We start from the raw sequence: 24,206 nt of genomic DNA, 5'->3' as shown, positions 1-24,206 counted from the left end.
ATTTATGATACCAGAAATAATAAATTTTCAACTAGCTAGCTGGTTGCTTATGGTAATCCTTATAATGCTTGCCATCGTATCAATTAAGATTATATTTTGTAATTCTTTATTAGAAACAGTGATCATAAGCTCTGTATTTAGCCTACTTATTGGTTTATCTTATCTTCTTATGGACGCTCCAGACGTGGCAATGACTGAAGTAGCTCTAGGTAGCTGTTTGTCTAGCTGTGTTTTCCTAAGCTTTCTCACTAGATTGCAAGACATACAAAAATGTGATCTTAAACCAACACGAGTAATAAGTTCATCAATTATATGTTTAATGTTCATAGTAACATTTAGCTTTGCAGGACTTGATTTACTAGAATATGGATCTATAGATTCTCCTATGCAAAGTCACTTAACCAAATATTATATTGAAAATACTAAAAGTGATATTGGTATTCCCTCTTTTGTAGCAGCACTACTAGCTAGTTACAGAGGTTATGATACTCTTGGAGAAACGGCAGTCATTTTAATTGCTGGAATATCGGTATTATTGCTATTTTCACAAAAAAGTAATGAACATGCTTAAAGATTTTATCATTATAAAACATTCTACTCTTTTTATCTTACCTTATATATTTTTATATTGTCTATATATTCAAATTAATGGTGATGCATCACCAGGAGGTGGATTCCAAGCTGGGGCTATATTTGCTTCTATGATAATTGCTTTTGATTTAGTTCATGGTCAGTTCAAATTAAAACAATATTTTTCTACTGATTTACTAGTTGGTATGGCTACTATCGGGGTACTTATCTATGCCATGACCGGTATGGTATCAATATTATTTGATGATAATTACTTAAACTACTATTCTCTTGCAAATGATAAATTATTAGCTCAACATATTGGTATCTTTATCATTGAAATTGGCGTTGGACTTTGCGTTGCATCGGTTATGTGTTTAATATATTCCATAATGAGATATACTCGGTGAACTTCAAGAATTGGCGTCGTCGTGTCTAAAGATCTCCGCTGCTCACGTACTAATGTACGCTCCGCTGCTCGACTTTGACACTCCTAGCTCTTCTTGAAGTTGACCTTCGTCTACCAACTCTTCATTTACGAGCAGTATATACTCGATGAAAATCAAGAATTGGCGTTGTCGTCTTCATGATTTTGATTCTATCGTCTATCAACTCTTCATTTACGAGTAGTATATGCATAAACTAGTACAGCTAATAAAATGGGAATATTTAATTCAAAATCGTATTAATAATCTTAGCAAATATCTATTTATATTTTTTTTATTTTGTATTTTCAGCACGGCTTTAATCAATGACCAAGCAGATATTAAGAAATTTGGGGTTATTTTTTCAGTAATTTTTTTACCAATAGCCCTAATTGGCTTCTCTAGTCTAATATTAAAGCAAGATGTGGAGGATGGAAGTTTAGAGCTACTATTATCCAGTTTCAGTGAGAGCGAAATTGTTACATCTAAATTATTTGCTATATTTTTTAGTTCGCTTACTAGCTCTTTATTAAATATCCCGATAATTTATATTATTTTCGATCTTGATCTAACAACAGTAACCTATCTTTTTATCACTCTAACTTTGCTATTAACTTTGTCCAGTAGCCTACTAGTTTTAATTGGATCTATTCAAAGCTATTTTAGGTCAAATACTAACCTGCTAGCAATATTAATCATGCCACTATTAATACCCAACATAATACTTACCGGTCTTGTTTTACAAAATCTTGAGAATATAAGTCTAATTTTTGTTATGATTGGTATCAATATGCTTCTTTTACCAACCATATTTTATCTCTCATCATATCTAATTAAGAATATTTACAACATTTAATTTATATTATACACCATACTGACCCCTGCACTAATAAAAAAATTGTTATTTTTTTATTATTCATGTAATTTAGTCGTAGTTTTTTAACCATTTTTTGGTAGTTATATATGTGGCAAGCTTTAAGAAGACTAATAGCAGCTAACCCTATGGGGGTGTTTTTATGGAGTATCATAGCTAAATGGTACTTTATGATAGCAGTTGCCTCTTTGATAGTATTATTTTGGGTAGCCAAGGGTCTTGAACAAATTGGATTTATAAAATATATGACCAATGCTACAATTGAAATTCTTGATACATCTAAATCAATTGCACAAAACTGTACTACAAAATTAGGTCCCAACTTTGAGAGCTTAACCAATTTTTGGAAATGTTTAGGAGACCCGCCAAAATACGAGATTAAAGAAGAAGAAACAGGTGAAAAAGCTTTAGAGGAGGGATTAAATAAGTTACTACCTAAAGACGGAACTGTACCGGAAATGCTTCCATATCGCAATCCTTATGATTCTCCTAGCGATTCTACAGATAGTGATGGTAAATAAACCAAATTAATATTTGGCTAAAATCATGTTTTTAGCTTTAGAAAGGTTTAAAATGCATTCGTGTTAGCCGCTTTAAGAATGCATTTTTCCTTATAAGCAAAATTAGGGTAATACTTCACTGTTAATTGTTGAAGCTGCCCTTGATTTTTTGTTACTTTTCCAGTAGTCTATTATATTAAATATAATAATAAATATCAAATTTGTGCAAAAAGTGAAAGCCACTACTATAGAACCTAGCTTCTATAGTTGCACTCATTATAAAATAATTCCCTACTTCAAGTAGTTGTGAAAACAACTATTGAAGTAGAAGAGGTATACTAGTCAGTTTATGTCAAATACTAATGATTATGATAAGGCAACTCGTAGGGATTTTATAACCTTAACTGCCAGCAGTATGGTTGTGGTTGGAGCTGCATGTGCTACCTACCCTCTTGTTGATTCATTCAACCCTTCAGCGGATGTTCTTGCCCTATCTTCAATAGAAGTGGATTTATCTCACATACAACCAGGTCAAACTCTTACTGTTAAATGGCAAGGTAAACCGGTTTTTATTACTAACAGGACTCCCGAAAAAATTGCTGAAGCAAGAAATGTAAACCTTTCCGAGTTAATAGATCCCGAACTTGATCAAGTACGAGTTAAAGCTGGACATGATAAATGGTTAGTAACTATTGGCATTTGTACACATTTAGGTTGTGTACCACTTGCAAACCAAGGAGATTATGATGGTTGGTTTTGTCCATGCCACGGCTCTCAATACGACTCATCTGGTCGTGTTCGTAAAGGACCAGCTCCTTTAAATTTGGCTGTCCCACCATATGAGTTTATTTCCGATACAAAAATTAAAATCGGATAGTTATTTATGAATGAAACTAATGATCCTAAAAAATCAAATCCCGTTATAGAATGGATAGACTATAGACTACCTGTTTTCTCGTTCCTTAAACATTTAGGCGAATACCAAACACCCAAAAATTTAAGTTACCTATGGAACTTAGGGTCAATAGCTGGTATCGCTTTAGTAATTCAGATAATCACTGGCATTATTTTGGCTATGCATTATACTCCCCATGTCGATTACGCCTTCGAGAGTGTCGAGAAAATTATGCGTAATGTCAATTATGGCTGGTTAATACGTTATATACATTCAGTTGGAGCATCAATGTTTTTTGCTGCAGTTTATCTACACATCTGTAGAGGATTGTATTATGGCTCATACAAAAAACCTAGAGAATTATTGTGGCATATAGGCATAATAATTTTTCTTACCATGATGGCTACTGCCTTCATGGGATATGTGCTACCTTGGGGACAAATGAGCTACTGGGGAGCAACTGTAATCACCAATTTATTTTCAGCTATACCTATTATTGGCAAATCGATAGTTACTTGGCTTTGGGGAGGATTTTCAGTTGATAACCCTACACTTAATAGGTTTTTTGCTTTGCATTATTTATTACCTTTTATTATAGTAGCTTTAGTACTACTCCATTTAGTAGCATTACATATTCATGGATCAAATAATCCCAAGGGTATCGATGTTAAATCACCTAAAGATACTATTCCTTTCCATCCATATTATACTGTAAAAGATTTTGTTGGATTCAGTGTTTACTTTTTAATATTTGCCTTTTTTGTCTTTTATCAACCAAATTATCTAGGGCATCCTGACAATTACATACCAGCTAACCCTTTAGTTACTCCGGCTCATATAGTTCCAGAATGGTATTTTCTGCCATTTTATGCCATTTTACGTGCAGTACCGTCAAAGCTAGGCGGGGTAATATTGATGTTTTCTAGTATTTTGCTATTATTTGTCTTACCTTGGCTTGATAGCTCAAAAGTTAGGAGTAGCAATTATAGACCAATATTCCGCATTGCTTTTTGGCTGTTCATATTTGATTGTTTGGTACTTGGATATCTTGGAGGACAACCAGCAGAAGAACCTTACATTACCTTAAGCAGGTTCGCTGCTACTTACTATTTTTTTCATTTTTTAATTGCTGTACCTCTAATTAGTAAATATGAAAAAACTCTGCCATTACCGGATTCTATATGAAAGACCAAAAAATTATGGCTAACCCAATTAACATTACTCCGTCACTGCGAGGAGCTACTTTAGTAGCGATGAAGCAATCCAAAGGAATGATTAGGAATGGATTGCTTTGTTGGCTTATGCCTACTCGCAATGACATTAGTATTAAGTTTTTCCTGTGTTTATTAATTTTGTTAATATCAAATATTGTCACTGCCAATAACGATGCACTACCTACAAAAAAGATTGCTTGGCCATTTGATGGAGTTTTTGCTAGCGTTGATAGGAAAGCTGCACAGCGTGGCTTCCAAGTCTATAAAGAAGTATGTAGCGTGTGTCATGGTCTTTATAATTTATATTACCGTAATCTTAAAGAGCTAGGATTTTCAGATGAAGAAATTAAAGAAATAGCCAAAAATTATACTGTACAAGATGGTCCAAATGATGCAGGAGAAATGTTTGAAAGACCTGCCCTACCCTCCGATCCATTTGTTCGTCCCTACCCTAATGAACAAGCAGCAAGAGCTGCTAACAATGGAGCAGACCCACCTGATTTATCGTTGATTATCAAAGCAAGACCTGATGGAGCAAATTATTTATATTCTATACTCACTGGTTATAGTGATCCTCCTGAAAATTTTAAACTAATGCCAGGATTAAATTACAACCCATATTTTCCACATAGTCAGATTGCCATGCCAGCTCCTTTGTCAGATGGACAAGTAAAGTATATAGACGGAACAAACTCATCAGTCGAACAAATGGCTATGGATGTTACGATATTTTTACAATGGGCTGCTGAACCTGAAATGGAAAACCGTAAATCCATGGGTTTGAAAGTGACGATGTTCTTAGTAATTTTTATAATTTTCTTCTATATCTCTAAAAATAGAATTTGGAAGAATCTAGAAACAGAAGAGTATAAATAACAAATCTTTAGGTTCTTATATCTTAAAACATGTTATAACTACTTATAACATGTTTTAAGATATAAGAACCTAGTTATCCTGAATTCGCGTAAATTACCGCATATTAAACCTATCATAAGTAATCTTATTCTCTACCGATTCAATCAATGTATCAGAGAATTCTTGCACGAAATCTTGCCTTACCATACCCAACCTCTTCTTAAGCCACGATTGTTTAGCAGATATATATTTAATAGTTACATCACCATATTTCTGTTTTATGAAACTATACATATCATCTATACCATCAATTAAACCAAAATCAACAGCAGTTTCCCCAGACCAAAATGCTCCATTAAATAAAATATCATCTTCTTGCGTTAACTTACCAATACGACGCTCCTTAACATGATCTATAAAATGCTCGTGAATCTGTTTTTGTATATGCTTAATAATTTCAATATCTTCTTCTTGCACTGGTTGAAATGGATCGAGAATAGATTTATTTTTACCTTCTGCATAAACCCTCCTTTCTACTCCAAGCTTATTGATAGCAACAGGAAAACCAAAACCAGCCGAAACCACCCCTATACTACCAATAATTGAACTCTTAGATGCATATATTTGGTCACCAATACAAGCCAGCCAATATCCACCAGATGCTGCTACATCTTCTACAAAACTATAAATTGGTATTTTCTTTTCCCCAGCTAATGACCTTATACGTTTACTAATCAGTTCAGATTGTACAGGTGAACCACCCGGAGAATTGATAGTTAAACACAAAGCTTTAAGATTTTTGATCTCAAAAGCTTTGTCAATTAACTCATGTAGCGATTCTATGCTAAGCCCTGATTTTACTGAGCTTACTTTACCTATAACCCCACTAAGGCGAAGAACAGCAATTACCGGCTTTGATGCCTTAGAACCTATTCTAGGTAGTAATGAAAGTAATTGATCTAACTTACCTATTTGACGTTTAGCAATTACCTGATCAAATTTTGCCTCAGCAATTAAACTTTTATTATGTTCTATGTACATTAGTTACTCCTTATTATCGTTTTTAGAAGCATTATTTTCCTCATTATTCTGTTGTATTTTTGGTTTTTCATCTTTGTTTTCCTGCTCTTCAGCCTTTAACTGTTTATTAACCGGTTGATTAAGCGTTTGTTCCCGGTAACTATTTTTAGGTTCTGGGTGGTTTCCAGGAATATTTGACAAAATAATATTGCGAATTTCTTCATCATACCAATTAATAGTACCAACAAAACTTACTAACATTTTTCCATCTGGATTAATTAGAATAGCAGTTGGTAGACCAACTATTGAAAAAGCTTTAAATAGTTGATTCTTAAAATCATGGTAAATTGGCAGATATCTTATATCATAATCTTTATAATATTTTTGGATAATTTCTATTCCTTGATAGTCTTGTGATACAGGGATTATTGCAAATGGCAACTTTCTAAAATCTTTTTGCAATACATCTAAATCCGGCATTTCTTTAATACAAGATGCACACCATGTTGCCCAAAATACCAATAATATCGTTTTTCCTTCAAAATTATCAAGAGAATATTTTTCTCCTTTATCATCAAAAAAAACCACCGTATCAGGAACACTAGATAAATCAAGCATTTTAACACCTAATTTGATCTGATCTAATGCAAAACTATTAGTGCTGATCAACAAATATGTTACAATCAAAAAAAATCGTTTACTATATTTTCTAATATGCATATAAATAACAAATATATTTCCAATTAATTTATTGATCATCATGAAAAACAATATTTTTTTACCTCTAATATTATTAAGCTGCTTAATCTTAACTTCTTGTGGATTAAAAAAACCATTAGAAAACCCACCTTCAGAAAATCCAATTGCACAAGATTGTTGCGGAGGATGTGAAAACTAAAAACATTAATATCTTTTTAAAGTTCGTCCCGGCATTACTACGTCAAATTCGTACGTTTTAATGCCATCTAGTGCAGTGAACAAAACATGGCTAACTTCTCCGCAATTTTCTAAATTAGCTCTTGAATCAGATAAATATAGCTTTGTTTGTAGCTGTCCAAGAACTAGGTGGTCGACTCTAATGTTTACATTAGGTGTTTCACGCAAAATTCCACTAGGATATATAGTAATAAAATAAAATTCTCCTTTATTATTAGTAGTAGCAATGCCAGATCCGGTAAAACTTGATTTACTTACAAGGTTTAGCATCTTTTTATTGATACGAGTACGAAGTGGTATGTATGGATATTTTCCGTCACTTCCAACCTGCCATAAATATATTTTTGCATCTGCTACTGGAACGCAATCTTGGTCTAATAATCTACCCTTTACTATAATTTTTGTACCACGATAGACTGCTTGTTGTCCTGTCTTTCTAAGTAAGTTATTGGATAATTGGAATTCTTCCGGTTCGTAATCATTCATTGCACTCTTACTGATCTTACAACAATTAAGCTTATTAGGGTAAAACTTAGATTCACTGGCTATAGCAATAGTGGAATACAAACAGATTAAAAATAACAAATTTTTCATTTTTTACCATTTATGTTTAATAACTTACCCCATTTGGGATAAGAATTAGTTCATTCTTATCCCAAATTCACGTAACTTCTATTAGAAGATGGATATTCTACATTTTCTTATAGAGATTTAAATTATCGTATCCTTTATTCTTTTACAACTATATTAACCTCAGTTTTGGATTAAAATTTTTAATTTTAATCCAAAACTGGCTGTAATATCAGAAAAATACATTCTTGAAGCACTTACTATAAATACATTTTAATCTATTATCGCTAATAAAATATTTAACAATCAGGCGTCAAACCGCTTTAAGCCTGATTGTTTACATTCTCATTCCAATTTCGGATTAATAAAATTAATCCGAAATTGAGGTTACATTATATTTATTTTGTTAATTTAAAGAACAGGGCTATCCTTTACATCACGTGGTTCTTATGGTACACTAAAGCTAAACTACTTGAAATAGTAAAAAAATAAAATCATTTATGAAAACACACTTAAAACAAACTATTATTGGCACAATGTCAGCTTTATTTCTTTTTCCAACTGCCACAATTGCAAAGAATAGAGACTATCCCAAAACTGTGCAAGAAAGAAAGATGGATGAAATGGGGTCAATAGTTGGAGGAGAAGGCTTGGTGTTTAGACCAAGTAGAATCAAAAATGAATCTACCAAAACTGTAGGCTGTAACGTTAATAAATATTTATGGCAAGCTTCTATAGAAACTTTAAGTTTTGTGCCTCTTGCTTCAACAGATTCAGTCGGTGGAGTCATTATTACTGAATGGTATAGTCCAAAAGGACAAACAAATTTTCGATTTAAAATAAATATTTTTATTAAAGATAACGTTATTAGTCCGGATGCCATCCAAGTAAAAATATTTGAACAAACACTTAAAAATGGTAATTGGCTAGACAATCATACTACTTCGGACCTAGCTAATAGCATAGAAGATAAAATTTTAAGAAAATCTAGAGAATTATATATTAGTGCTGAAAGAAAAGAATGATATACTTGCTACAATAAGGATAGTTTACGATACAAATTATGAGAGATATTGAAAAGAAATGGCAAAGAATTTGGCTTGAGGAAAAAGCTTTTGCTGCAACAAACGATAGCGACAAGCCTAAATATTATGTACTTGAAATGTTACCCTACCCTTCTGGAAAGATTCATGTCGGGCATTTACGTAACTATTCTATCGGAGATTGCATAGCTCGTTTTATGAAATCGCAAGGCTATAACGTATTACATCCTATGGGTTGGGATGCTTTCGGCTTGCCAGCAGAGAATGCTGCCATTAACAATAACTCTAATCCTAAAGATTGGACTTATTCAAACATCGCAACTATGCGAGATCAGCTAAAATCCATTGGCTTTTCATATGATTGGTCACGAGAAATAACAACTTGTGATCCGGATTATTATAAGCATGAACAAAAATTCTTTTTAGAACTCTATGAGAGAGGCTTAGCTTATCAAAAAGAATCTTTGGTCAATTGGGATCCTGTGGATAATACTGTGTTAGCTAACGAGCAAGTAGTAGATGGTCGTGGATGGCGTTCAGGCGCTTTAGTTGAGAAGAAATATTTAAAACAATGGTTTTTAAAAATAACTAATTATGCTGAGGAGCTATTAAATGAAATTTCGAAATTGGATTTTTGGCCTGATTCTGTTAAATCTATGCAGGAAAAATGGATAGGCAAATCGGAAGGAGTAAATTTTAGTTTTAAAATTAAAGATCATCAAGCTAGTATTGAAGTATTTTCTACTAGACTAGAAACTATCTTTGGAGCAAGCTTTGTTGCGATAGCCTATAATCACCCAATAATTGAGCAATTAGTAGATAAAAATGATGCTATAATATCTTTCATTGAAAAATGTTCGCAATTAGACACTAATGTTGTAGTAGATAAAGCTGAAAAAGAAGGGGTATTTACTGACCTTTTTGCTATTCACCCATTTGATCCTACAATTATTATTCCTGTGATAATAACAAATTTTGTACTAATGGATTATGGGACTGGAGCAGTTTTTGGATGCCCAGCCCATGATGAAAGAGATCATGCATTAGCCAAGAAAATGGGATTACCAATAAAGCAAGTAGTAATTAATAAGGATGTTCCAATAGACGTACACTCGGAATCTTACACTGGTGATGGTATCATGATCAACTCAGATTTTTTGAATAATCTTGCTATCCAAGATGCTAAGCAAAAATCTATAGAAAAACTTGAAAAACGTGGTTTAGGCAAACGTACCATTAACTACCGACTAAAAGATTGGGGCGTGTCTAGGCAAAGATTTTGGGGCTGCCCTATTCCGATAATATATTGTTTGACTTGTGGAATCACACCAGTACCTAAAGAACAATTGCCGATAACCCTGCCAAACGATGTTACATTTGATGGCCATGGCAATCCTCTTGATTCACACCCTACTTGGAAACATACTAATTGCCCAAAATGTCAGAAACCAGCTATTCGTGAAACTGACACGTTAGATACATTTTTTGAGTCTTCTTGGTATTTTACCCGTTATTGTAATGTAGATGCAAAAGATATGACTGACAAACAAGCCTGTGATTATTGGTTACCTGTTGATCAGTATATTGGTGGAATTGAACATGCAGTAATGCATCTTCTTTATGCAAGGTTTTTCACTAAAGTAATGAACGAACAAGGCTATCTTAATATTCGTGAACCCTTTACTAGTTTGCTGACTCAAGGTATGGTGTTACATGCTACCTATAAAGACGCCAATAATAATTGGTTGTATCCAAATGAGGTAACAAAACAATCTAATAAGTGGGTTCATAAGAATACAGGGGAAGAAGTATTTCAAGGGCGAATAGAAAAAATGAGTAAATCCAAAAAGAATGTCGTGGATTTAGAGTCAATATTGACCAACCATAGTGCTGATGCTATTAGGCTATTTGTTCTCTCCGATAGTCCGCCAGAGAAAGATTTTGAATGGTCGGCAAATGGTCTTGAAGGGTGCAGCCGTTTTATCAGTAAGTTAGAAAATATGGCTGAGATACTAATTAATAATAAAATAACAGAGACTCCTAGAAATAGACTGGATAAACTAACAAAGCTTACTCATCACACTATCAAACATGTTACCGAAGAAATAAGAGATTTTAAGCTAAATAAAGCCATAGCAAGGATGCGGGAACTATTTAATGCTTTGTCAGATGAAATATCTAAGGGTAAGGAAGCCAATATTACTAGCGTTAAAGAGGGTTTTAGTATCTTGATTAAGTTACTTAACCCATTTATTCCACATATTACAGAGGAAATTTGGCAAAAATTAGGCAATAAGGAAAGATTATATCAAACTTCTTGGCCTTCTTTCAACGAATCATTCTTAGAACTAGAATCTTATACTATGGCCATTCAAGTTAATGGTAAACTGAGGGCTACGCACGAATTTGCTAATGTAACGAGCAATATTGAAATTCAGAATATGGTAATGCAATTACCCGAGATACAGAAACATTTAAGCGGTAAAGAGCCTAAGAAAATTATCATAATACCCTCGAAAATAGTAAATATCGTGGTGTGAATAAGGATGAAAGAAAATGTTAATAAAAGATGCTACTGTTAAAACACCGAAACAAAAAGAATCTGCGTTAGACAGTACGCTTGTTTCGTTATTTGCCGGTGCAGGTGGTATGGATATTGGTTTTGCAAAAGCTGGGTTCAAGACAATTTGGGCAAATGAATATGACAAAACAATTGCTCCTTCTTATCAAAACTACTTTCCTGAATCAAAGTTTGATGGGCGTTCTATTTTGGATATTCCAAATGAAGATATTCCATTTGGTGCAACGGGTGTCATTGGTGGCCCGCCATGTCAATCATGGTCAGAAGCTGGTGCTAGGCGTGGAATTGACGATTTAAGAGGTCAATTATTTCATGAATATATAAGGATTATTAGACATGTACAACCAAAGTTTTTTGTTGCGGAAAATGTTCATGGAATAATCCATTCAAGAAATATTAAATCCTTTATGAATATCATAGATATGTTCAAAAAAGAAAACTATGAGGTTAGTTGGAAATTGTTAAAAGCAAGTGACTATGGTGTGGCACAAGATCGAGAGCGTGTTTTTATAATTGGCTATCACAAATCTTTGAACAAAAAATTTGAGTTTCCTAAACCTTTGGGAAACAAAGTTACTTTAAAACAGGTGATAGGTGACCTAGCTGATCTAAAAGTTGGAACAACTAGAAAAGTTAAAAATCATGAGCTAATTGATTCTGGTTATTCCCCAATTTTTATGTCGAGAAATCGAGCGCGAGGTTGGGATGAGCAATCATTTACTATTTTAGCAACAGATAGGCACATTCCATTTCATCCGCAAGCTCCTAAAATGATAAAAGTTGACGGACAAGAGTTGAGAAAGTTCGCTCTTGGTTATGAAAACAAATATCGAAGATTAACCGTTCGAGAATGTGCACGAATTCAGACATTTCCAGATGATTATGAGTTCATTTATACCAATATCAGAAATGGCTATAAAATGGTTGGTAATGCTGTACCAGTAAATTTAGCATATTGGGTAGCCAAATCAATTAGAGAAGATTTGGGGGGGTAATGGCTACGCAGACAAATAATGGCAGAGCTTTTGAGTGGGCAGTGGGTTTAGTACTTAAATTACAAACCAATATGCCAATTGCAGAAAATGCCTATTCAGAAATTAATAAGAAACCATTTCATGAACAGTCTTTTGTATTTAAAGTACATTCACATAGCCTATCTAAAAATAAAGAAGTAATATCAAAGGAACAACACTTAACTTTCCATTGGGAAAAATTTAGCAACCTAGCACATAAAAATTTTTTGCCAACCGGTATGTATGATTTCTTAAAAGAATACGAGGAACAAAAACAACCAAAGTTTCTTTCTCTTATAAAAGATCAATTTACTACCAATTATTAAGCAATTTGTAATTGAGACTATTTTGTAACAAAAAAAGCTCTCCTTAAGGTTTTCTACTAATACTCCTCCCAAAAACTTGAAAAATAACTTAGTGTTCTCAGGTTTTAGTAATACACTAAAAATGGACTGTGTAATAAAGTTACGTAAGAAGTTTAATACAAAAACTTGGAAAGCGATTAGAGAGATGAGTGAAAAAGTTCAAGAAATTGTAAATGCTGCTTTCCAGTATATCTTGTTTTTCATATTTGAAGTGTGGCAAGTAGTCAAATATTTTATACGACGACTATATGTTTGGCATATATTTTCCGTACGCAATAGGTGGTATCTTAGTAGAAATGGAAATTACTATAACCCAATACTAGAAGCTACCGTTTATCAATGGTCACTAGGATGGAATATAGCAAGATTTGGTATCCACTACCAAGGATATACCTCTAAAATACATGCTCAAGAATCTGCATTTAAAATGTGGATGAAAGAACGATTTCTTAAAAAGAACTCAACAAACTTCTTAGAACATTAAATTGCTAATAAAATGAAAAAATTAACTACGCAAGAAGCATGTAACGTTTTATCAGCTTGGACTGTCTTGGAAATATTAACGCCCCAAACATTTAAAAAACCAGAGGATTTAGTAGGAGGAAATAAAGAATTAGTTGTTTTATTAGATAATAGACTACCTTGGGAGAATGGCGGCGAACAATTGCCTCATTATCTCCAATTATTCTATCAAATAATAATAGGTTCAATTAATCTTAAGAATGTATTTTCCGCTCTAACTAAAAAGTATGGTGACACAAATGTAGAAGCAAAATATGTATCAGGGGAAGCCATTATGGGTGTAATTATTGTAGATCAATATGGTCATCTTATTAAAAACGACAGTTCTGTTAGTATTTCAAGTTTTGCATGGGGTGCCCCTCAAGCTTTAAAAGGAAATCTTAAAAACTTAGGTAAATGGTCATCAACTGAAAAAGATACCGAAATAGCTCTTGAAACAATCTTGTGTAAAAGAGATAAAAATGGTCAAAAGCTTCCCTTGAATAAAATAGTAATAGATGAGGCTCTTAATTACCTTACTAATACTTTTGAGATACCAACAGAAATACTAGTAAATAAACAATTTGCTATCAAAACTTATGAATCAAGTAAAAAAGATACCCCTACTAAAACTTTACTACTTAACAGCTTTTACCTAAATGATCTAATTAAAGCTAGTAGTTTAATTCAAAAGCCAAATGTTCAAACAAACCTCTTGCAGTATTTAGGTGTGAATATCCCATTAAAGCGTTATAATATCCTAGATACTTCTGTTTTACAAAATATTCTTTCTCCCAAAAACATTCCTACAGCAAGGTGGCCTGGATTAGGACGATATCCTTTAGTATTACTTCAACAGGCTGTAGTTAATTTATCCATGACTGAACTAAAAGACAGTGGAATTCTTGCAATTAATGGACCACCAGGAACAGGAAAAACAACTTTATTACGTGATATTGTTGCAAAATTAGTTACAGAGCGAGCAGAAACGTTACTGAAGTTTGCTGATCCTGAAAAAGCTTTTACCGATTCAGGACACAAAATAAAAACGGGACAGAGTTGGTTAAATTTTTATAAATTAGATAAGAGTCTAAAAGGTTTTGAAATATTAATTGCATCTTCTAACAATAAGGCTGTTGAAAATATTAGTGCTGAATTACCTAGTTTAAAAGCTATTGCAAACGATGCGAATGATTTGCGTTATTTTACAGTTCTATCTGATTTAGTATTTGGATGCAAAAGTTGGGGTTTGATTTCAGCAGTACTTGGAAATATTGCTAATTGTAATAATTTTAGTAAAAATTTTTGGTGGAATAATGATCTTGGGCTTTTAACATATTTAGCAGAAGCAAGCGGAATACCACAGATATTTGAAATTACAGAACCAAAAACCGGCAAAATCCTTGAACGTAGAAAACCGAGAATTATTGAAGAAAGTGATCCCCCACATAATCATAGTGATGCTTTAAGACGTTGGAGACAAGCTAGTACAGATTTTAAACATGTATTACAAGCAAGCCGAACTAGACTTGCTGAATTACAGGAAATAAAAAATCTAGTTCAAGATTTAGCAAATCTAGAAAGCGGATCAGAACAGGGGCAAACGTTAGAAGAACTTTTATTAGAACATTATAAATCAAAACCACATGTTATTTGGCGTATTCTAAATACTCCTTCATTTCGTGCTTGGCAAAAAGAAGGGCAAAGGATCGCCCATAAAGAAAGCCAAAAACTTGTTCATTTTGATTATGTAAAAAGAATTGTACCTAGATTTTCTAACAAACTTGGATCTCATTTTATTGATAATAATTTATTTTCAAAATCCCATGAAGAAAGGCATATAGTTTCCCCATGGTGTGACACGCAAACACAATCCTTACGCGATGAGGTATTTATTTCTGCTATAAAGCTGCATAAAGCTTTTATAGATGCAGCAGCAAAACCTTTACGTCACAATCTTGGAGTTCTGATGAGAAATTTTGGTGGCTCTTCTAGTGAAATAGATAAAAAAACCGTGGAACTTTTGCCAGATTTATGGTCATCTTTTTTCCTTGTAGTACCTAGTGTATCAACAACTTTTGCATCTGTAGGAAGAATGTTAAAGGATCTCCCTACAAATTCTCTTGGATGGCTTCTTATTGACGAAGCTGGGCAGGCTTTACCGCAAACCGCTGTAGGAGCTATAATGAGAACAAAACGTGCTATAGTTACAGGTGATCCTTTACAGATAGAACCAGTGGTTACGTTGCCTAACAATTTAACAAAAAGTATCTGTGAACAATTTTTGGTAGACCCAAACCGTTTTAATGCACCAAAAGCATCAGTTCAAACCCTATCAGATACTGTAACTTCATATTTTTCGGAATTTAATACCAAAGACGGAATTCGTTTAGTCGGTGTACCTTTATTGGTTCATAGGCGTTGTGCAGATCCTATGTTTAGTATTTCCAATGCAATTGCCTACGGAAATTCAATGGTACAAGCAAAGAGTCCCAACAATTCTCCAATACGTAACTGTCTTGGTCCTTCTATGTGGTTTGATGTTCAAGGTCAAGCACTAGATACATGGTGTCTAGAAGAAGGAAAAAAGGTAGTTGAACTATTATATAAATTAAAGAGTGCCTCAATATTCCCAAACCTATATATTATAAGCCCTTTTAAACTTGTTGCAGGTAATTTACGCAAAATTATAAAAGATCATCATGTTTTAGATTGTTGGATAACTACGGATACGAATCTTTGGCTTAATGAACGAATTGGAACAATACACACTGTACAAGGACGAGAAGCTGAAGCAGTAATTCTAGTATTAGGGGCTCAAGCACCAAACCAAAATAAAACTCGGATATGGGCAGGTAAATCTCCTAATATCTTAAATGTGGCAGTTACACGTGCTAAAGAAGTTATCTATGTTATAGGAAATAAGAGTTTATGGAAAGAAACAGGAGTATTCAGAGAACTAGACTGCAGAATAGATTGATGTGTTCAGCCCATCAGCTTCAACTTGTTGCTAATTGATAGTTGTTTTTAACGTTTGATTTTAGATTTTTAGATTTAAATGCTGTGTGACTCTGCACAAAAACTTTTCTGTTACTTTTCTATTGGTTTTCTATTGCTCTTACACCAAACTTGCCGAAATACGACCACAAAAAAACTATCAATTCTTTAAACAAAAAAATAGGCAAGACGAAATCGATCATTAATATAGAAACCTTCACAACCTAAAAATTAAGTTGAATATAAACTATTAACAAGCTAATATGCAAGGTACTAAAAATTAGATACAATATTAGATAAAATAAAATGATTACTATTACTTTTCCAGATAGAACGCAAAAACAATTTGAAAAAAATATTACGGGATTGGAGATAGCTAGTCAAATTTCTACTTCTCTAGCAAAGAATGCTTTGGTTGTTGAAGTAAATAACGAGCTAAAGGACTTAAGTTTACCTATAGAATCTGATTGTAATTTGAGTATTCTAACCTATAAAGATTCTGAATGTTTAGAGGTAATACGCCATGATGCTGCTCATATAACGGCAGAAGCAGTTAAAGAATTATTTCCAAATGTCCAAGTGACCATAGGTCCAGCTATCGAAAATGGCTTTTTTTATGATTTTGCTAAAGATAAACCGTTTACCCCGGAAGATTTAGTGATGATAGAAGCAAAAATGCATGAAATCGTCAAGAGAAACGAAAATATCACTAGAGAAGTATGGAATCGCGATCAAGCCATAGAATTCTTTAAGTCAATAGGTGAGCATTATAAAGCCGAGATAATTTCAGAGATTCCAGCAAGTGAGGAGATTACATTATACCGCCAAGGTAACTTTGTTGATCTTTGCCGTGGTCCGCATAGCCCGTCAACTGGCTTCATCAAACATTTTAAACTAATGAAAGTGGCTGGAGCGTATTGGCGTGGTGATAGTAAAAATCCTATGTTACAAAGAATCTATGGGACAGCTTGGGCAACAAAAGAACAGTTAGACAACTACCTTTATATGATTGAAGAGGCAGAAAAGCGTGATCACAGAAAATTAGGTCGAGAGCTGGGATTATTTCACTTTCAGGAAGAAGCTCAAGGCATGGTATTTTGGCATGATAAAGGTTGGAGTATATATCGCATTATCGAGCAATATATCAGAAATAAAATCAGAAAAACTGGATATATCGAGGTGAAAACTCCTGTGCTTGTTGATAAAAGCCTGTGGGAAGCTTCTGGTCACTGGGAAAAATTTAGGGAGGACATGTTTGCTCTAAATCTTGCTGATGATAAAACATTAGCCATGAAACCAATGAATTGCCCATGTCATGTGCAGATTTTTAAGCAGGGTATCAAAAGTTATCGAGACTTACCACTACGTATGTCTGAATTTGGTTTATGTCATAGAAATGAAGCATCTGGTGCATTGCATGGTCTGATGAGAGTAAAGGCTTTTCGACAAGATGATGCACATATTTTTTGTACTGAGGAACAAATTAACAGTGAGACAGTAAAATTTTGTGGTCTCTTAACCGAGATTTATAAAGATTTTGGTTTTTCTGATATTAAAATTAAATTCTCAGATCGTCCTAAAGTACGGGCTGGCAGCGATGAAGTTTGGGATAAAGCAGAAAATGCTCTGAAAGAAGCAGTAAAAGAAGCCGGTTATTCTTACATATTAAATCCCGGTGATGGTGCATTTTATGGACCAAAACTAGATTTTTGCCTTAAAGACTCAATAGGTAGAGAATGGCAATGTGGTACTCTACAAGTTGATTTTGTCTTACCAGAACGTCTTGATGCTTACTATATTGCAGCGAACGGTGAGAAAAAAAGACCCGTAATGTTGCATAGAGCTGTGCTTGGTTCTTTTGAACGGTTCATTGGCATATTAATTGAAGAATATGCTGGACGTTTTCCTTTATGGTTAGCCCCTGTACAAGTAGCTATTGCCACCATTACAAGTGACTTAAATGACTATGCATTGGAAGTACACAAATTGTTGATTAGTGAAAGAATACGGTCAGATGTCGATATTTCGCCTGAAAAGATTAATTATAAAATACGCTATTTTTCTAATAATAAAGTACCTATAATAGCCGTTGTTGGTAAACAAGAAATGCTAAATAATACTGTGACTATAAGACAACTAGGATCAGATCAGCAGGAAATTATTTCTCTACAAAATCTAGTAAAGCTTGTAAAAGATCAGAATATTCGCTATTTAACATAAATACGCGAATTTGGGATAAGAATTTGTCAATTCTTATCCCAGGGGTATAATGGAAGCAACTGTGTCGTACGTGTAAAAAGTACACAAAAACACAACAATAACTAATAACAATTTTTATGGAGAAAATATCATTTCTGGAATTAAGAATAGTAATTTTCCGAAGGCTAATAGGGAAATTAGGGCTAGTCAAGTTCGTTTAGTCGATGAGAATGGTGAGATGCTTGGCATCGTTAGCATCAAGAATGCTCTAGAACAAGCTGAAAAAGCTGGTTTAGATTTGGTAGAAATTTCACCAAATGCCGAACCACCTGTTTGTAAGATTTTGGATTTTGGTAAATTTAAATATGAGAGTAAAAAGCGTGTCCAAGACAGTAGGAAAAAACAAAGGGTTGTTGTCCTTAAAGAAATGAAGTTTAAGCCAAACATTAGTCAAGGTGATTTTAATGTGAAACTTCGTAAGATCAAAGATTTTTTGAAGGAAGGTGACAAAGTAAAAATTTCTCTATGGTTTAAAGGCAGAGAGATTATCCATAACGATATTGGTATGAAGTTATTTGACCGCATATCGTTAGAACTAGAGGGCTTAGCTAAGATTGATTCCGCTCCTAAAATGGAAGGTAAACAGATAATTATGTTAGTCAGCCCTGATCCAAGTAAAATACCAACTAATTAGAACTATTTATGCCAATTAAAATTCTAATGCCTGCTTTATCTCCAACTATGACTGAAGGAAATATTGCAAAATGGCTTAAAAAAGAAGGGGATAAAGTTGTTCCAGGAGATGTTGTAGCAGAAATAGAAACAGATAAAGCTACTATGGAAGTGGAAGCTGTAGAAGAGGGAATTTTTGCTAAAATAATTGTGCCGCAAGGTACAGACAATGTGCCGGTGGGTTCGCTTATCGCTGTATTACTTGAAGATGGTGAAGATGCAAACTTATTGGATAGTTTTATAGCAAGTAGTGATAATTCTGCTAAACCATCTACAGGAGCAGTAATATCTATAGAAGAAACTAAGCCGGTTAAGTACGATCAGCAACCACAAACAATGAATGTGAAAGCTTTAGGCAGGATATATGCTTCGCCTTTGGCTAAAAGACTAGCTGCTATTGATAATATCGATCTGTCAAATATTCAAGGTAGTGGACCTCATGGCAGAATAATAAAAAAAGATGTGTTATCATACTTAGTGCAACCAACAAATAGTGGTAAGATTAGGGCGGTGAACAGAAATCACGAGGAGTACAGATCAGTCCCCAATAATAATATCCGTAAAATCATCGCTAAACGTTTGCTTGAATCCAAACAAACCATCCCACATTTCTATCTTTCAATAGAATGTAACATGGATAAGTTATTGGACATTAGAGAAGATATAAATAAATCACTTGTAGAAGAGAGGAAAATTAAAATTACAGTTAATGATTTTGTTATTTTAGCAGTGGCAAAAGCTTTAAAAGCTGTACCGGAAGCAAATGTTAGCTGGGATGAGTCTGCTATTCGGTATTATAATAATGTTGATGTATCGGTTGCTGTGGCAATTGATAATGGTCTTATAACGCCTATAGTCAGAAATGCCGATCAAAAAGATATAATTACATTATCGCAAGAATTACAAACTCTTATAAAAAAGGCTCGAGATAATAAACTAACTCCTGAAGAATTTCAGGGTGGAAGTTTTTCTGTCTCTAACTTAGGTATGTACGGTATTAAGAACTTCAGTGCTATAATAAATCCGCCACAAAGCTGTATCCTAGCAATAGGAGCAAGCTCAAAACGTGCAATAGTTGAAAATAATCAGATAAAAGTCGCTACTATCATGGATGTTACTCTTTCTTCTGATCATAGAGTCGTTGACGGTGCTGTTGGAGCTAAATTTTTAGCTTCATTTAAAAAATTTATGGAGAGTCCTGCGTTAATGCTCATATAACGTTTGATTGACAGCCTACCCTCACCATAACTTAAAACTTAAATCATAGAATAAATTATGAGTTTTTCCGATAATCTAGCAAAAATCTTGAATAAACATGAAGAATTATCGAAAAAGTTGGCCACTGGTATAGTCGGAGATGAGTTTATAAAAGCATCGAAGGAATATGCCGAGCTAGAGCCTATTGTTCAAACAATTAATGAATATAATAAATCTGTATCTGAATTGCATGACATCAAAGAGATGGCTCAAGAAGCAAATTTGGACAATGATACACAGACGATGATATATGATGAGGTGCATCGTTTAGAGATACTGATGCCTAAATTAGAAAGGGCAGTAAAACTCTCTTTGTTGCCAAAAGATGAAGCTGATAAAAAAAATGCTATTATTGAGGTAAGAGCTGGTAGTGGTGGAGAAGAAGCAGCGTTATTTGCTGCAACTTTATTTAATATGTATCACAGATACGCCGAATTAAAAAGCTGGCGTTTTGAAATATTATCAATCTCAGATACTGGTATTGGTGGGTATAAAGAAGCGTCAGCACTAATTCAAGGACGAGATGTGTTTTCCAAACTTAAATTCGAATCAGGTGTACACCGAGTACAAAGAGTTCCTGAGACTGAGTCAAGTGGGAGAATACATACTTCTGCGGCTACCGTTGCTGTCTTACCTGAAGCAGAAGATGTAGACATTAAGATCGATGACAAAGATTTACGAATTGATACATATCGGGCATCGGGTGCTGGCGGACAACATGTCAATACCACCGAATCAGCCGTAAGGATTACCCATTTACCAACTGGTATTGTTGTTGCCTTACAAGATGAAAAATCACAGCATAAAAATAAAGCTAAGGCTATGAAAATTCTTCGTTCTAGAGTTTATGAAGCAGAGCGATATAAAAAAGATATGGAAAGAGCCGAAGTGCGTAAAGGTCAAGTTGGTTCTGGTGATAGGTCAGAAAGAATTCGCACCTATAACTTTCCACAAGGTCGAGTTTCTGACCATAGAATTAACTTAACTCTTTATAAAATAGAAGATATTGTAAAAAACGGGCAATTAGATGACTTTATTGAAGCTTTGATATCGGCTGATGAAGCAAGAAAACTTTCAGAAGTTTAGGTTATATACAATGCAAATCTTATATTTTTTAAAGGCTACACCATTTTGGGTATACTTATTATTTGGTTACTTAATTTTTAGAGGGATTAGAGCAACTAAGCAAACAGTTATATTGCCATCAAGATTATTTATTGCTCCTGTTATTTTCTTGTTACTTTATATAAAAGGATTTTCTAATAATGTACAAGACTTAATATTATTTTGTATATTGCTAATTATCTCAATTATTATTAATTGGCGATTTTGTGACAAACCTCTTATACAGGTTAATAATAATTAAATAATTATTCCAGGTTCATGGCAACCTCTTATATTGATACTTATCATTTTTTCAATAAAATATTTTTTTGGATATATGAGAGCTGTAAATCTAGAACTAGCCCCAAAATATAAAATAATGGAATTAATAATATCAAGTTGGGTGCTGGGGATCATGTTTTTTAAAGCAATATATTGTTATAGCTATGCAAACAAAATAAATAATCAGAAAAATTGGACCAAAAAGTCCTAAATTAATTAAAACTTTTTCAAGTGTTATAAAATTTTTACTAGACTTAGAAAGCTAATAATTATATAAACCTTAACGACCATTATAAAAGGGCCTGTAGTTCAGTTGGTTAGAACCCACCGCTCATAACGGTGTTGTCGCAGGTTCAAGTCCTGCCGGGCCCACCATTCTTCGATTTTAGTGCATTTCACGAATGTATCAAATGGTGAACGTAGCATAAAGTCTAGCTTTCCGTCTTTTAATTCTAGGTTACCAAACACTAACTTTATCAATTTACGTTTTCTCTCAATAGTAGCACCTTTGAAGGCTACGAACGCTCCAGAAGCCAGTTCTACTAGGTTAATCAAGAGTTCTGAAAATTTATCATCAGCATTTGTATGATTCTCTATTTCTCTAATAATATCTTTACGTTTTTGTATTAATTGTTTATGTTTTGCTTCATAAGTATTTTTGTCAATATCACCATCTAAAAATAAATCAGTCAATTTATCCACACGTGTCGTAATCTTTGCATGTTCACAATTAAGTTCCTTAATACGTTGTTGATAATATTCTTGCTCCGCATTGACACCGCTTTTAATATGTGATATCACATTAGCTAACACCTGTGGTTTCAAATGCATAGATTCAAAGACTTTTTCTACTTCTTCTAATACTTTTTCTTCTTTTACGTATATTATCTTATTAGAATTAGTGGAATCCCAAGTTCGTAAATATGTCCATTCTCCAATCTGACCATTAATGTAGGTTTTCTTTTTAGTAGCAGCAGTGACTATTCGGTCAGTAGCAGCACATTTTATTAACCCCCTAAATATATACTCTTTTCCTCCATATTTAAACGGTTTTTTATTCCAACCAAGGCGTATTGCTTGACAAGCATCAAATAACTCCTTACTAATGATTGGTGGATAAATATGCGGGTATTCTTTTTTAGTTTTTAGTACTCGCATTACTCCGTAATAAAATGGATTGGTAATAATAGAATGAAGATGAGAATGACACAAATAACCTTGATGACGATACTGGACTGAAAAATCAAGACAAAAAAAATAATAATTTTGTTTCCCATTTTTGCATTTTTCAAGCTGCAATTTGTTCATAATTTTGCATAGAATTTAGATAGACATTCATGTGCTTTTTGTAACCAATACTTGAATGAAATCTTCTATAATTATAGTGATTGATGTAATCATCAATACCACGCTTTAGCTCTTTAACATCTTTAAAATCATTAATAAATATACAATTATATTTTAAAGTTCGGAAAAATCTCTCCATTATTATATTATCAATACTTCTTCCTTTACCATTCATCGAAACTTTAATGTTATGCTCTTGTAAAATTTCAATGTGTTCATGACTAGTATATTGACTGCCCTGATCACTATTAAATATCTGCGGTGCAGGATATTTGTTAAGTGCATCCCGCAATACTTCAGTTACCAAACTTACATCCATACTATTTGACAATTTATAACTCAACACAGCTCTACTATGCCAATCTATAATTGCCGCCATGTACATAAATCCCGAATTAGTTCGAACATAAGGGTGAGTAGACTGAAGCATTGCAGCTTCAGCCCCTCTCAGAACGGTGCGTGAACCTCTCAGCTCACACCGCTCCCACCATTTTAGCCTTTGGATATATTCCTAATTTCCAATGTATAAAAGCTTCAGGATTAAGATTTGCTAATCTATTTAGATATTCTCTTGCACGTCTTTTATGCCATGCAAGTTTCTTATATTTTCTTCTAACCCACCGCTCCAAATACCAATTCAGGTGCTTCCATATGTTGTGCATTGCCGATGGATAAAACTGCCCATAATAGTTATACCAACCTCTTAACTCAGCTTTAAACATTTCCGAAAGTTCAGATAAGGACTTGTCATTCTTAAGCTGAATGTGCCAACTCCTTATGGTTTGTATGATTGCTTTCTTAGAGTTATTACTTATCGCAGGTAAGAAATTTGGATGAACCATGCCTTGTTTGTTTACACATCTTCTTGGTCTAAAACTATATCCGAGAAAGTCAAAGCTGATTCGTTCATATTCATCACGACGATT

Annotated in this window: 21 protein-coding genes, 1 tRNA gene and 3 pseudogenes; 19 read left to right on the top strand and 6 right to left on the bottom strand. The window is 33.7% G+C overall.

The features are described from left to right. Positions 1-4: 4 nt before the first annotated feature. The 6 genes and pseudogenes from ACFEL2_RS04385 to ACFEL2_RS04360 all read left to right on the top strand — a co-directional run bounded on the left by ACFEL2_RS04385 (position 5) and on the right by ACFEL2_RS04360 (position 5,354). Positions 5-980: pseudogene (locus tag ACFEL2_RS04385) on the top strand (DUF4040 domain-containing protein). 223 nt (positions 981-1,203) lie between these two features. Further along, positions 1,204-1,851, top strand: coding sequence for a heme exporter protein CcmB (locus tag ACFEL2_RS04380; RefSeq protein ID WP_341752006.1), 648 nt, complete (start codon positions 1,204-1,206; stop codon positions 1,849-1,851). A gap of 107 nt (positions 1,852-1,958) precedes the next feature. Next, on the top strand, positions 1,959-2,390 hold the full coding sequence (locus ACFEL2_RS04375; RefSeq protein WP_375332343.1) for a DUF2670 domain-containing protein: 432 nt from the start codon (positions 1,959-1,961) through the stop codon (positions 2,388-2,390). Between the two features lie 328 nt (positions 2,391-2,718). Further along, on the top strand, positions 2,719-3,246 hold the full coding sequence (gene petA / locus ACFEL2_RS04370; protein WP_341752008.1) for a ubiquinol-cytochrome c reductase iron-sulfur subunit: 528 nt from the start codon (positions 2,719-2,721) through the stop codon (positions 3,244-3,246). A gap of 6 nt (positions 3,247-3,252) precedes the next feature. Next, a complete protein-coding gene (locus ACFEL2_RS04365) occupies positions 3,253-4,449 on the top strand; it encodes a cytochrome b (RefSeq protein ID WP_375332342.1) in 1,197 nt (398 codons plus the stop codon). Between the two features lie 134 nt (positions 4,450-4,583). Next, on the top strand, positions 4,584-5,354 hold the full coding sequence (locus tag ACFEL2_RS04360) for a cytochrome c1 (RefSeq protein ID WP_375332384.1): 771 nt from the start codon (positions 4,584-4,586) through the stop codon (positions 5,352-5,354). A 93-nt stretch (positions 5,355-5,447) separates the two neighbouring features. Here ACFEL2_RS04360 and ACFEL2_RS04355 read toward each other — a convergent pair whose 3' ends face one another. From ACFEL2_RS04355 to ACFEL2_RS04345, 3 genes are all read right to left on the bottom strand, one after another. Beyond that, on the bottom strand, positions 5,448-6,374 hold the full coding sequence (locus ACFEL2_RS04355; RefSeq protein WP_375332341.1) for a S49 family peptidase: 927 nt from the start codon (positions 6,372-6,374) through the stop codon (positions 5,448-5,450). 3 nt (positions 6,375-6,377) lie between these two features. Then, the gene (locus ACFEL2_RS04350) at positions 6,378-7,073 is read right to left on the bottom strand and encodes a TlpA family protein disulfide reductase (protein WP_375332383.1); all 696 of its coding nucleotides are present in this window, start codon (positions 7,071-7,073) and stop codon (positions 6,378-6,380) included. A 183-nt stretch (positions 7,074-7,256) separates the two neighbouring features. Then, positions 7,257-7,883: a dioxygenase gene (locus ACFEL2_RS04345; RefSeq protein WP_375332340.1), complete on the bottom strand. Its 627-nt coding sequence runs from the start codon at positions 7,881-7,883 to the stop codon at positions 7,257-7,259. A gap of 476 nt (positions 7,884-8,359) precedes the next feature. Between ACFEL2_RS04345 and ACFEL2_RS04340 the strand changes: the two genes are divergently transcribed. The 13 genes and pseudogenes from ACFEL2_RS04340 (at position 8,360) to ACFEL2_RS04285 (ending at position 22,308) form a co-directional block, all read left to right on the top strand. Next, positions 8,360-8,884, top strand: a complete 525-nt coding sequence (locus ACFEL2_RS04340) for a DUF3576 domain-containing protein (protein ID WP_375332339.1) — start codon at positions 8,360-8,362, stop codon at positions 8,882-8,884. A 38-nt stretch (positions 8,885-8,922) separates the two neighbouring features. After that, positions 8,923-11,442 carry a leucine--tRNA ligase gene (leuS, locus tag ACFEL2_RS04335; RefSeq protein ID WP_375332338.1) on the top strand — a complete coding sequence of 840 codons (2,520 nt, stop codon included), beginning with the start codon at positions 8,923-8,925 and terminating at the stop codon, positions 11,440-11,442. Positions 11,443-11,458: 16 nt separating this feature from the next. Beyond that, positions 11,459-12,478 (top strand): DNA cytosine methyltransferase, encoded by a 1,020-nt coding sequence (locus ACFEL2_RS04330; protein ID WP_375332337.1) that lies wholly within the window; start codon positions 11,459-11,461, stop codon positions 12,476-12,478. Continuing rightward, complete coding sequence (locus ACFEL2_RS04325; RefSeq protein ID WP_375332336.1) at positions 12,478-12,822, top strand: hypothetical protein; 345 nt, start codon at positions 12,478-12,480, stop codon at positions 12,820-12,822. Before ACFEL2_RS04330 ends, ACFEL2_RS04325 begins: the two co-directional genes overlap by 1 nt. Before the next feature lie 121 nt (positions 12,823-12,943). Further along, positions 12,944-13,345, top strand: a complete 402-nt coding sequence (locus ACFEL2_RS04320) for a hypothetical protein (RefSeq protein WP_375332335.1) — start codon at positions 12,944-12,946, stop codon at positions 13,343-13,345. 921 nt (positions 13,346-14,266) lie between these two features. Then, positions 14,267-14,380, top strand: a pseudogene (locus ACFEL2_RS08435) (AAA family ATPase); the annotation flags it as partial. Between the two features lie 951 nt (positions 14,381-15,331). Further along, positions 15,332-16,342, top strand: a complete 1,011-nt coding sequence (locus tag ACFEL2_RS08430) for a DEAD/DEAH box helicase (RefSeq protein ID WP_410521671.1) — start codon at positions 15,332-15,334, stop codon at positions 16,340-16,342. A 323-nt stretch (positions 16,343-16,665) separates the two neighbouring features. Beyond that, positions 16,666-18,579 carry a threonine--tRNA ligase gene (gene thrS / locus ACFEL2_RS04310; protein WP_375332333.1) on the top strand — a complete coding sequence of 638 codons (1,914 nt, stop codon included), beginning with the start codon at positions 16,666-16,668 and terminating at the stop codon, positions 18,577-18,579. Between the two features lie 97 nt (positions 18,580-18,676). Then, a complete protein-coding gene (infC, locus tag ACFEL2_RS04305) occupies positions 18,677-19,252 on the top strand; it encodes a translation initiation factor IF-3 (RefSeq protein ID WP_375332382.1) in 576 nt (191 codons plus the stop codon). A gap of 8 nt (positions 19,253-19,260) precedes the next feature. Next, on the top strand, positions 19,261-20,508 hold the full coding sequence (locus tag ACFEL2_RS04300) for a pyruvate dehydrogenase complex dihydrolipoamide acetyltransferase (protein WP_375332332.1): 1,248 nt from the start codon (positions 19,261-19,263) through the stop codon (positions 20,506-20,508). Between the two features lie 57 nt (positions 20,509-20,565). Next, a complete protein-coding gene (prfA, locus tag ACFEL2_RS04295; RefSeq protein ID WP_341752019.1) occupies positions 20,566-21,633 on the top strand; it encodes a peptide chain release factor 1 in 1,068 nt (355 codons plus the stop codon). Positions 21,634-21,643: 10 nt separating this feature from the next. Beyond that, positions 21,644-21,913, top strand: coding sequence for a hypothetical protein (locus ACFEL2_RS04290; protein ID WP_341752020.1), 270 nt, complete (start codon positions 21,644-21,646; stop codon positions 21,911-21,913). Between the two features lie 318 nt (positions 21,914-22,231). Further along, positions 22,232-22,308 (top strand) — tRNA-Ile (locus tag ACFEL2_RS04285). Between the two features lie 705 nt (positions 22,309-23,013). On the opposite strand, the pseudogene ACFEL2_RS04280 reads toward ACFEL2_RS04285, so the two are convergent. The 3 genes and pseudogenes from ACFEL2_RS04280 to ACFEL2_RS04270 all read right to left on the bottom strand — a co-directional run. Then, positions 23,014-23,241 (bottom strand): annotated as a pseudogene (locus ACFEL2_RS04280) (recombinase family protein); the annotation flags it as partial. Continuing rightward, positions 23,222-23,710 (bottom strand): IS3 family transposase, encoded by a 489-nt coding sequence (locus ACFEL2_RS04275; protein ID WP_375332096.1) that lies wholly within the window; start codon positions 23,708-23,710, stop codon positions 23,222-23,224. The pseudogene ACFEL2_RS04280 and the gene ACFEL2_RS04275, both read right to left, overlap by 20 nt. A gap of 43 nt (positions 23,711-23,753) precedes the next feature. Beyond that, the gene (locus ACFEL2_RS04270) at positions 23,754-24,122 is read right to left on the bottom strand and encodes a group II intron maturase-specific domain-containing protein (RefSeq protein WP_375331962.1); all 369 of its coding nucleotides are present in this window, start codon (positions 24,120-24,122) and stop codon (positions 23,754-23,756) included. Between the last annotated feature and the right edge of the window lie 84 nt (positions 24,123-24,206).

The organism is Candidatus Tisiphia endosymbiont of Temnostethus pusillus (genome assembly GCF_964264675.1).
Classification (GTDB): Bacteria; Pseudomonadota; Alphaproteobacteria; order Rickettsiales; family Rickettsiaceae; genus Tisiphia.
The sequence above is the reverse complement of the archived record's forward strand: the minus strand, read 5'-3'. Positions and strand labels throughout refer to the sequence as shown.

Bases quoted from the DNA above. Each gene is read 5' to 3' on its own strand.
- ACFEL2_RS04275 (WP_375332096.1), bottom strand. From the start codon at position 23,710: ATGCTTCAGTCTACTCACCCTTATGTTCGAACTAATTCGGGATTTATG.
- ACFEL2_RS04330 (WP_375332337.1), top strand. From the start codon at position 11,459: ATGTTAATAAAAGATGCTACTGTTAAAACACCGAAACAAAAAGAATCT.
- ACFEL2_RS04345 (WP_375332340.1), bottom strand. From the start codon at position 7,883: ATGAAAAATTTGTTATTTTTAATCTGTTTGTATTCCACTATTGCTATA.
- ACFEL2_RS08430 (WP_410521671.1), top strand. From the start codon at position 15,332: ATGAGAAATTTTGGTGGCTCTTCTAGTGAAATAGATAAAAAAACCGTG.
- ACFEL2_RS04365 (WP_375332342.1), top strand. From the start codon at position 3,253: ATGAATGAAACTAATGATCCTAAAAAATCAAATCCCGTTATAGAATGG.
- ACFEL2_RS04380 (WP_341752006.1), top strand. From the start codon at position 1,204: ATGCATAAACTAGTACAGCTAATAAAATGGGAATATTTAATTCAAAAT.
- ACFEL2_RS04340 (WP_375332339.1), top strand. From the start codon at position 8,360: ATGAAAACACACTTAAAACAAACTATTATTGGCACAATGTCAGCTTTA.
- thrS (WP_375332333.1), top strand. From the start codon at position 16,666: ATGATTACTATTACTTTTCCAGATAGAACGCAAAAACAATTTGAAAAA.
- leuS (WP_375332338.1), top strand. From the start codon at position 8,923: ATGAGAGATATTGAAAAGAAATGGCAAAGAATTTGGCTTGAGGAAAAA.
- ACFEL2_RS04350 (WP_375332383.1), bottom strand. From the start codon at position 7,073: ATGCATATTAGAAAATATAGTAAACGATTTTTTTTGATTGTAACATAT.
- ACFEL2_RS04320 (WP_375332335.1), top strand. From the start codon at position 12,944: ATGGACTGTGTAATAAAGTTACGTAAGAAGTTTAATACAAAAACTTGG.
- prfA (WP_341752019.1), top strand. From the start codon at position 20,566: ATGAGTTTTTCCGATAATCTAGCAAAAATCTTGAATAAACATGAAGAA.
- ACFEL2_RS04290 (WP_341752020.1), top strand. From the start codon at position 21,644: ATGCAAATCTTATATTTTTTAAAGGCTACACCATTTTGGGTATACTTA.
- ACFEL2_RS04355 (WP_375332341.1), bottom strand. From the start codon at position 6,374: ATGTACATAGAACATAATAAAAGTTTAATTGCTGAGGCAAAATTTGAT.
- ACFEL2_RS04300 (WP_375332332.1), top strand. From the start codon at position 19,261: ATGCCAATTAAAATTCTAATGCCTGCTTTATCTCCAACTATGACTGAA.
- ACFEL2_RS04325 (WP_375332336.1), top strand. From the start codon at position 12,478: ATGGCTACGCAGACAAATAATGGCAGAGCTTTTGAGTGGGCAGTGGGT.
- ACFEL2_RS04270 (WP_375331962.1), bottom strand. From the start codon at position 24,122: ATGGTTCATCCAAATTTCTTACCTGCGATAAGTAATAACTCTAAGAAA.
- petA (WP_341752008.1), top strand. From the start codon at position 2,719: ATGTCAAATACTAATGATTATGATAAGGCAACTCGTAGGGATTTTATA.
- ACFEL2_RS04375 (WP_375332343.1), top strand. From the start codon at position 1,959: ATGTGGCAAGCTTTAAGAAGACTAATAGCAGCTAACCCTATGGGGGTG.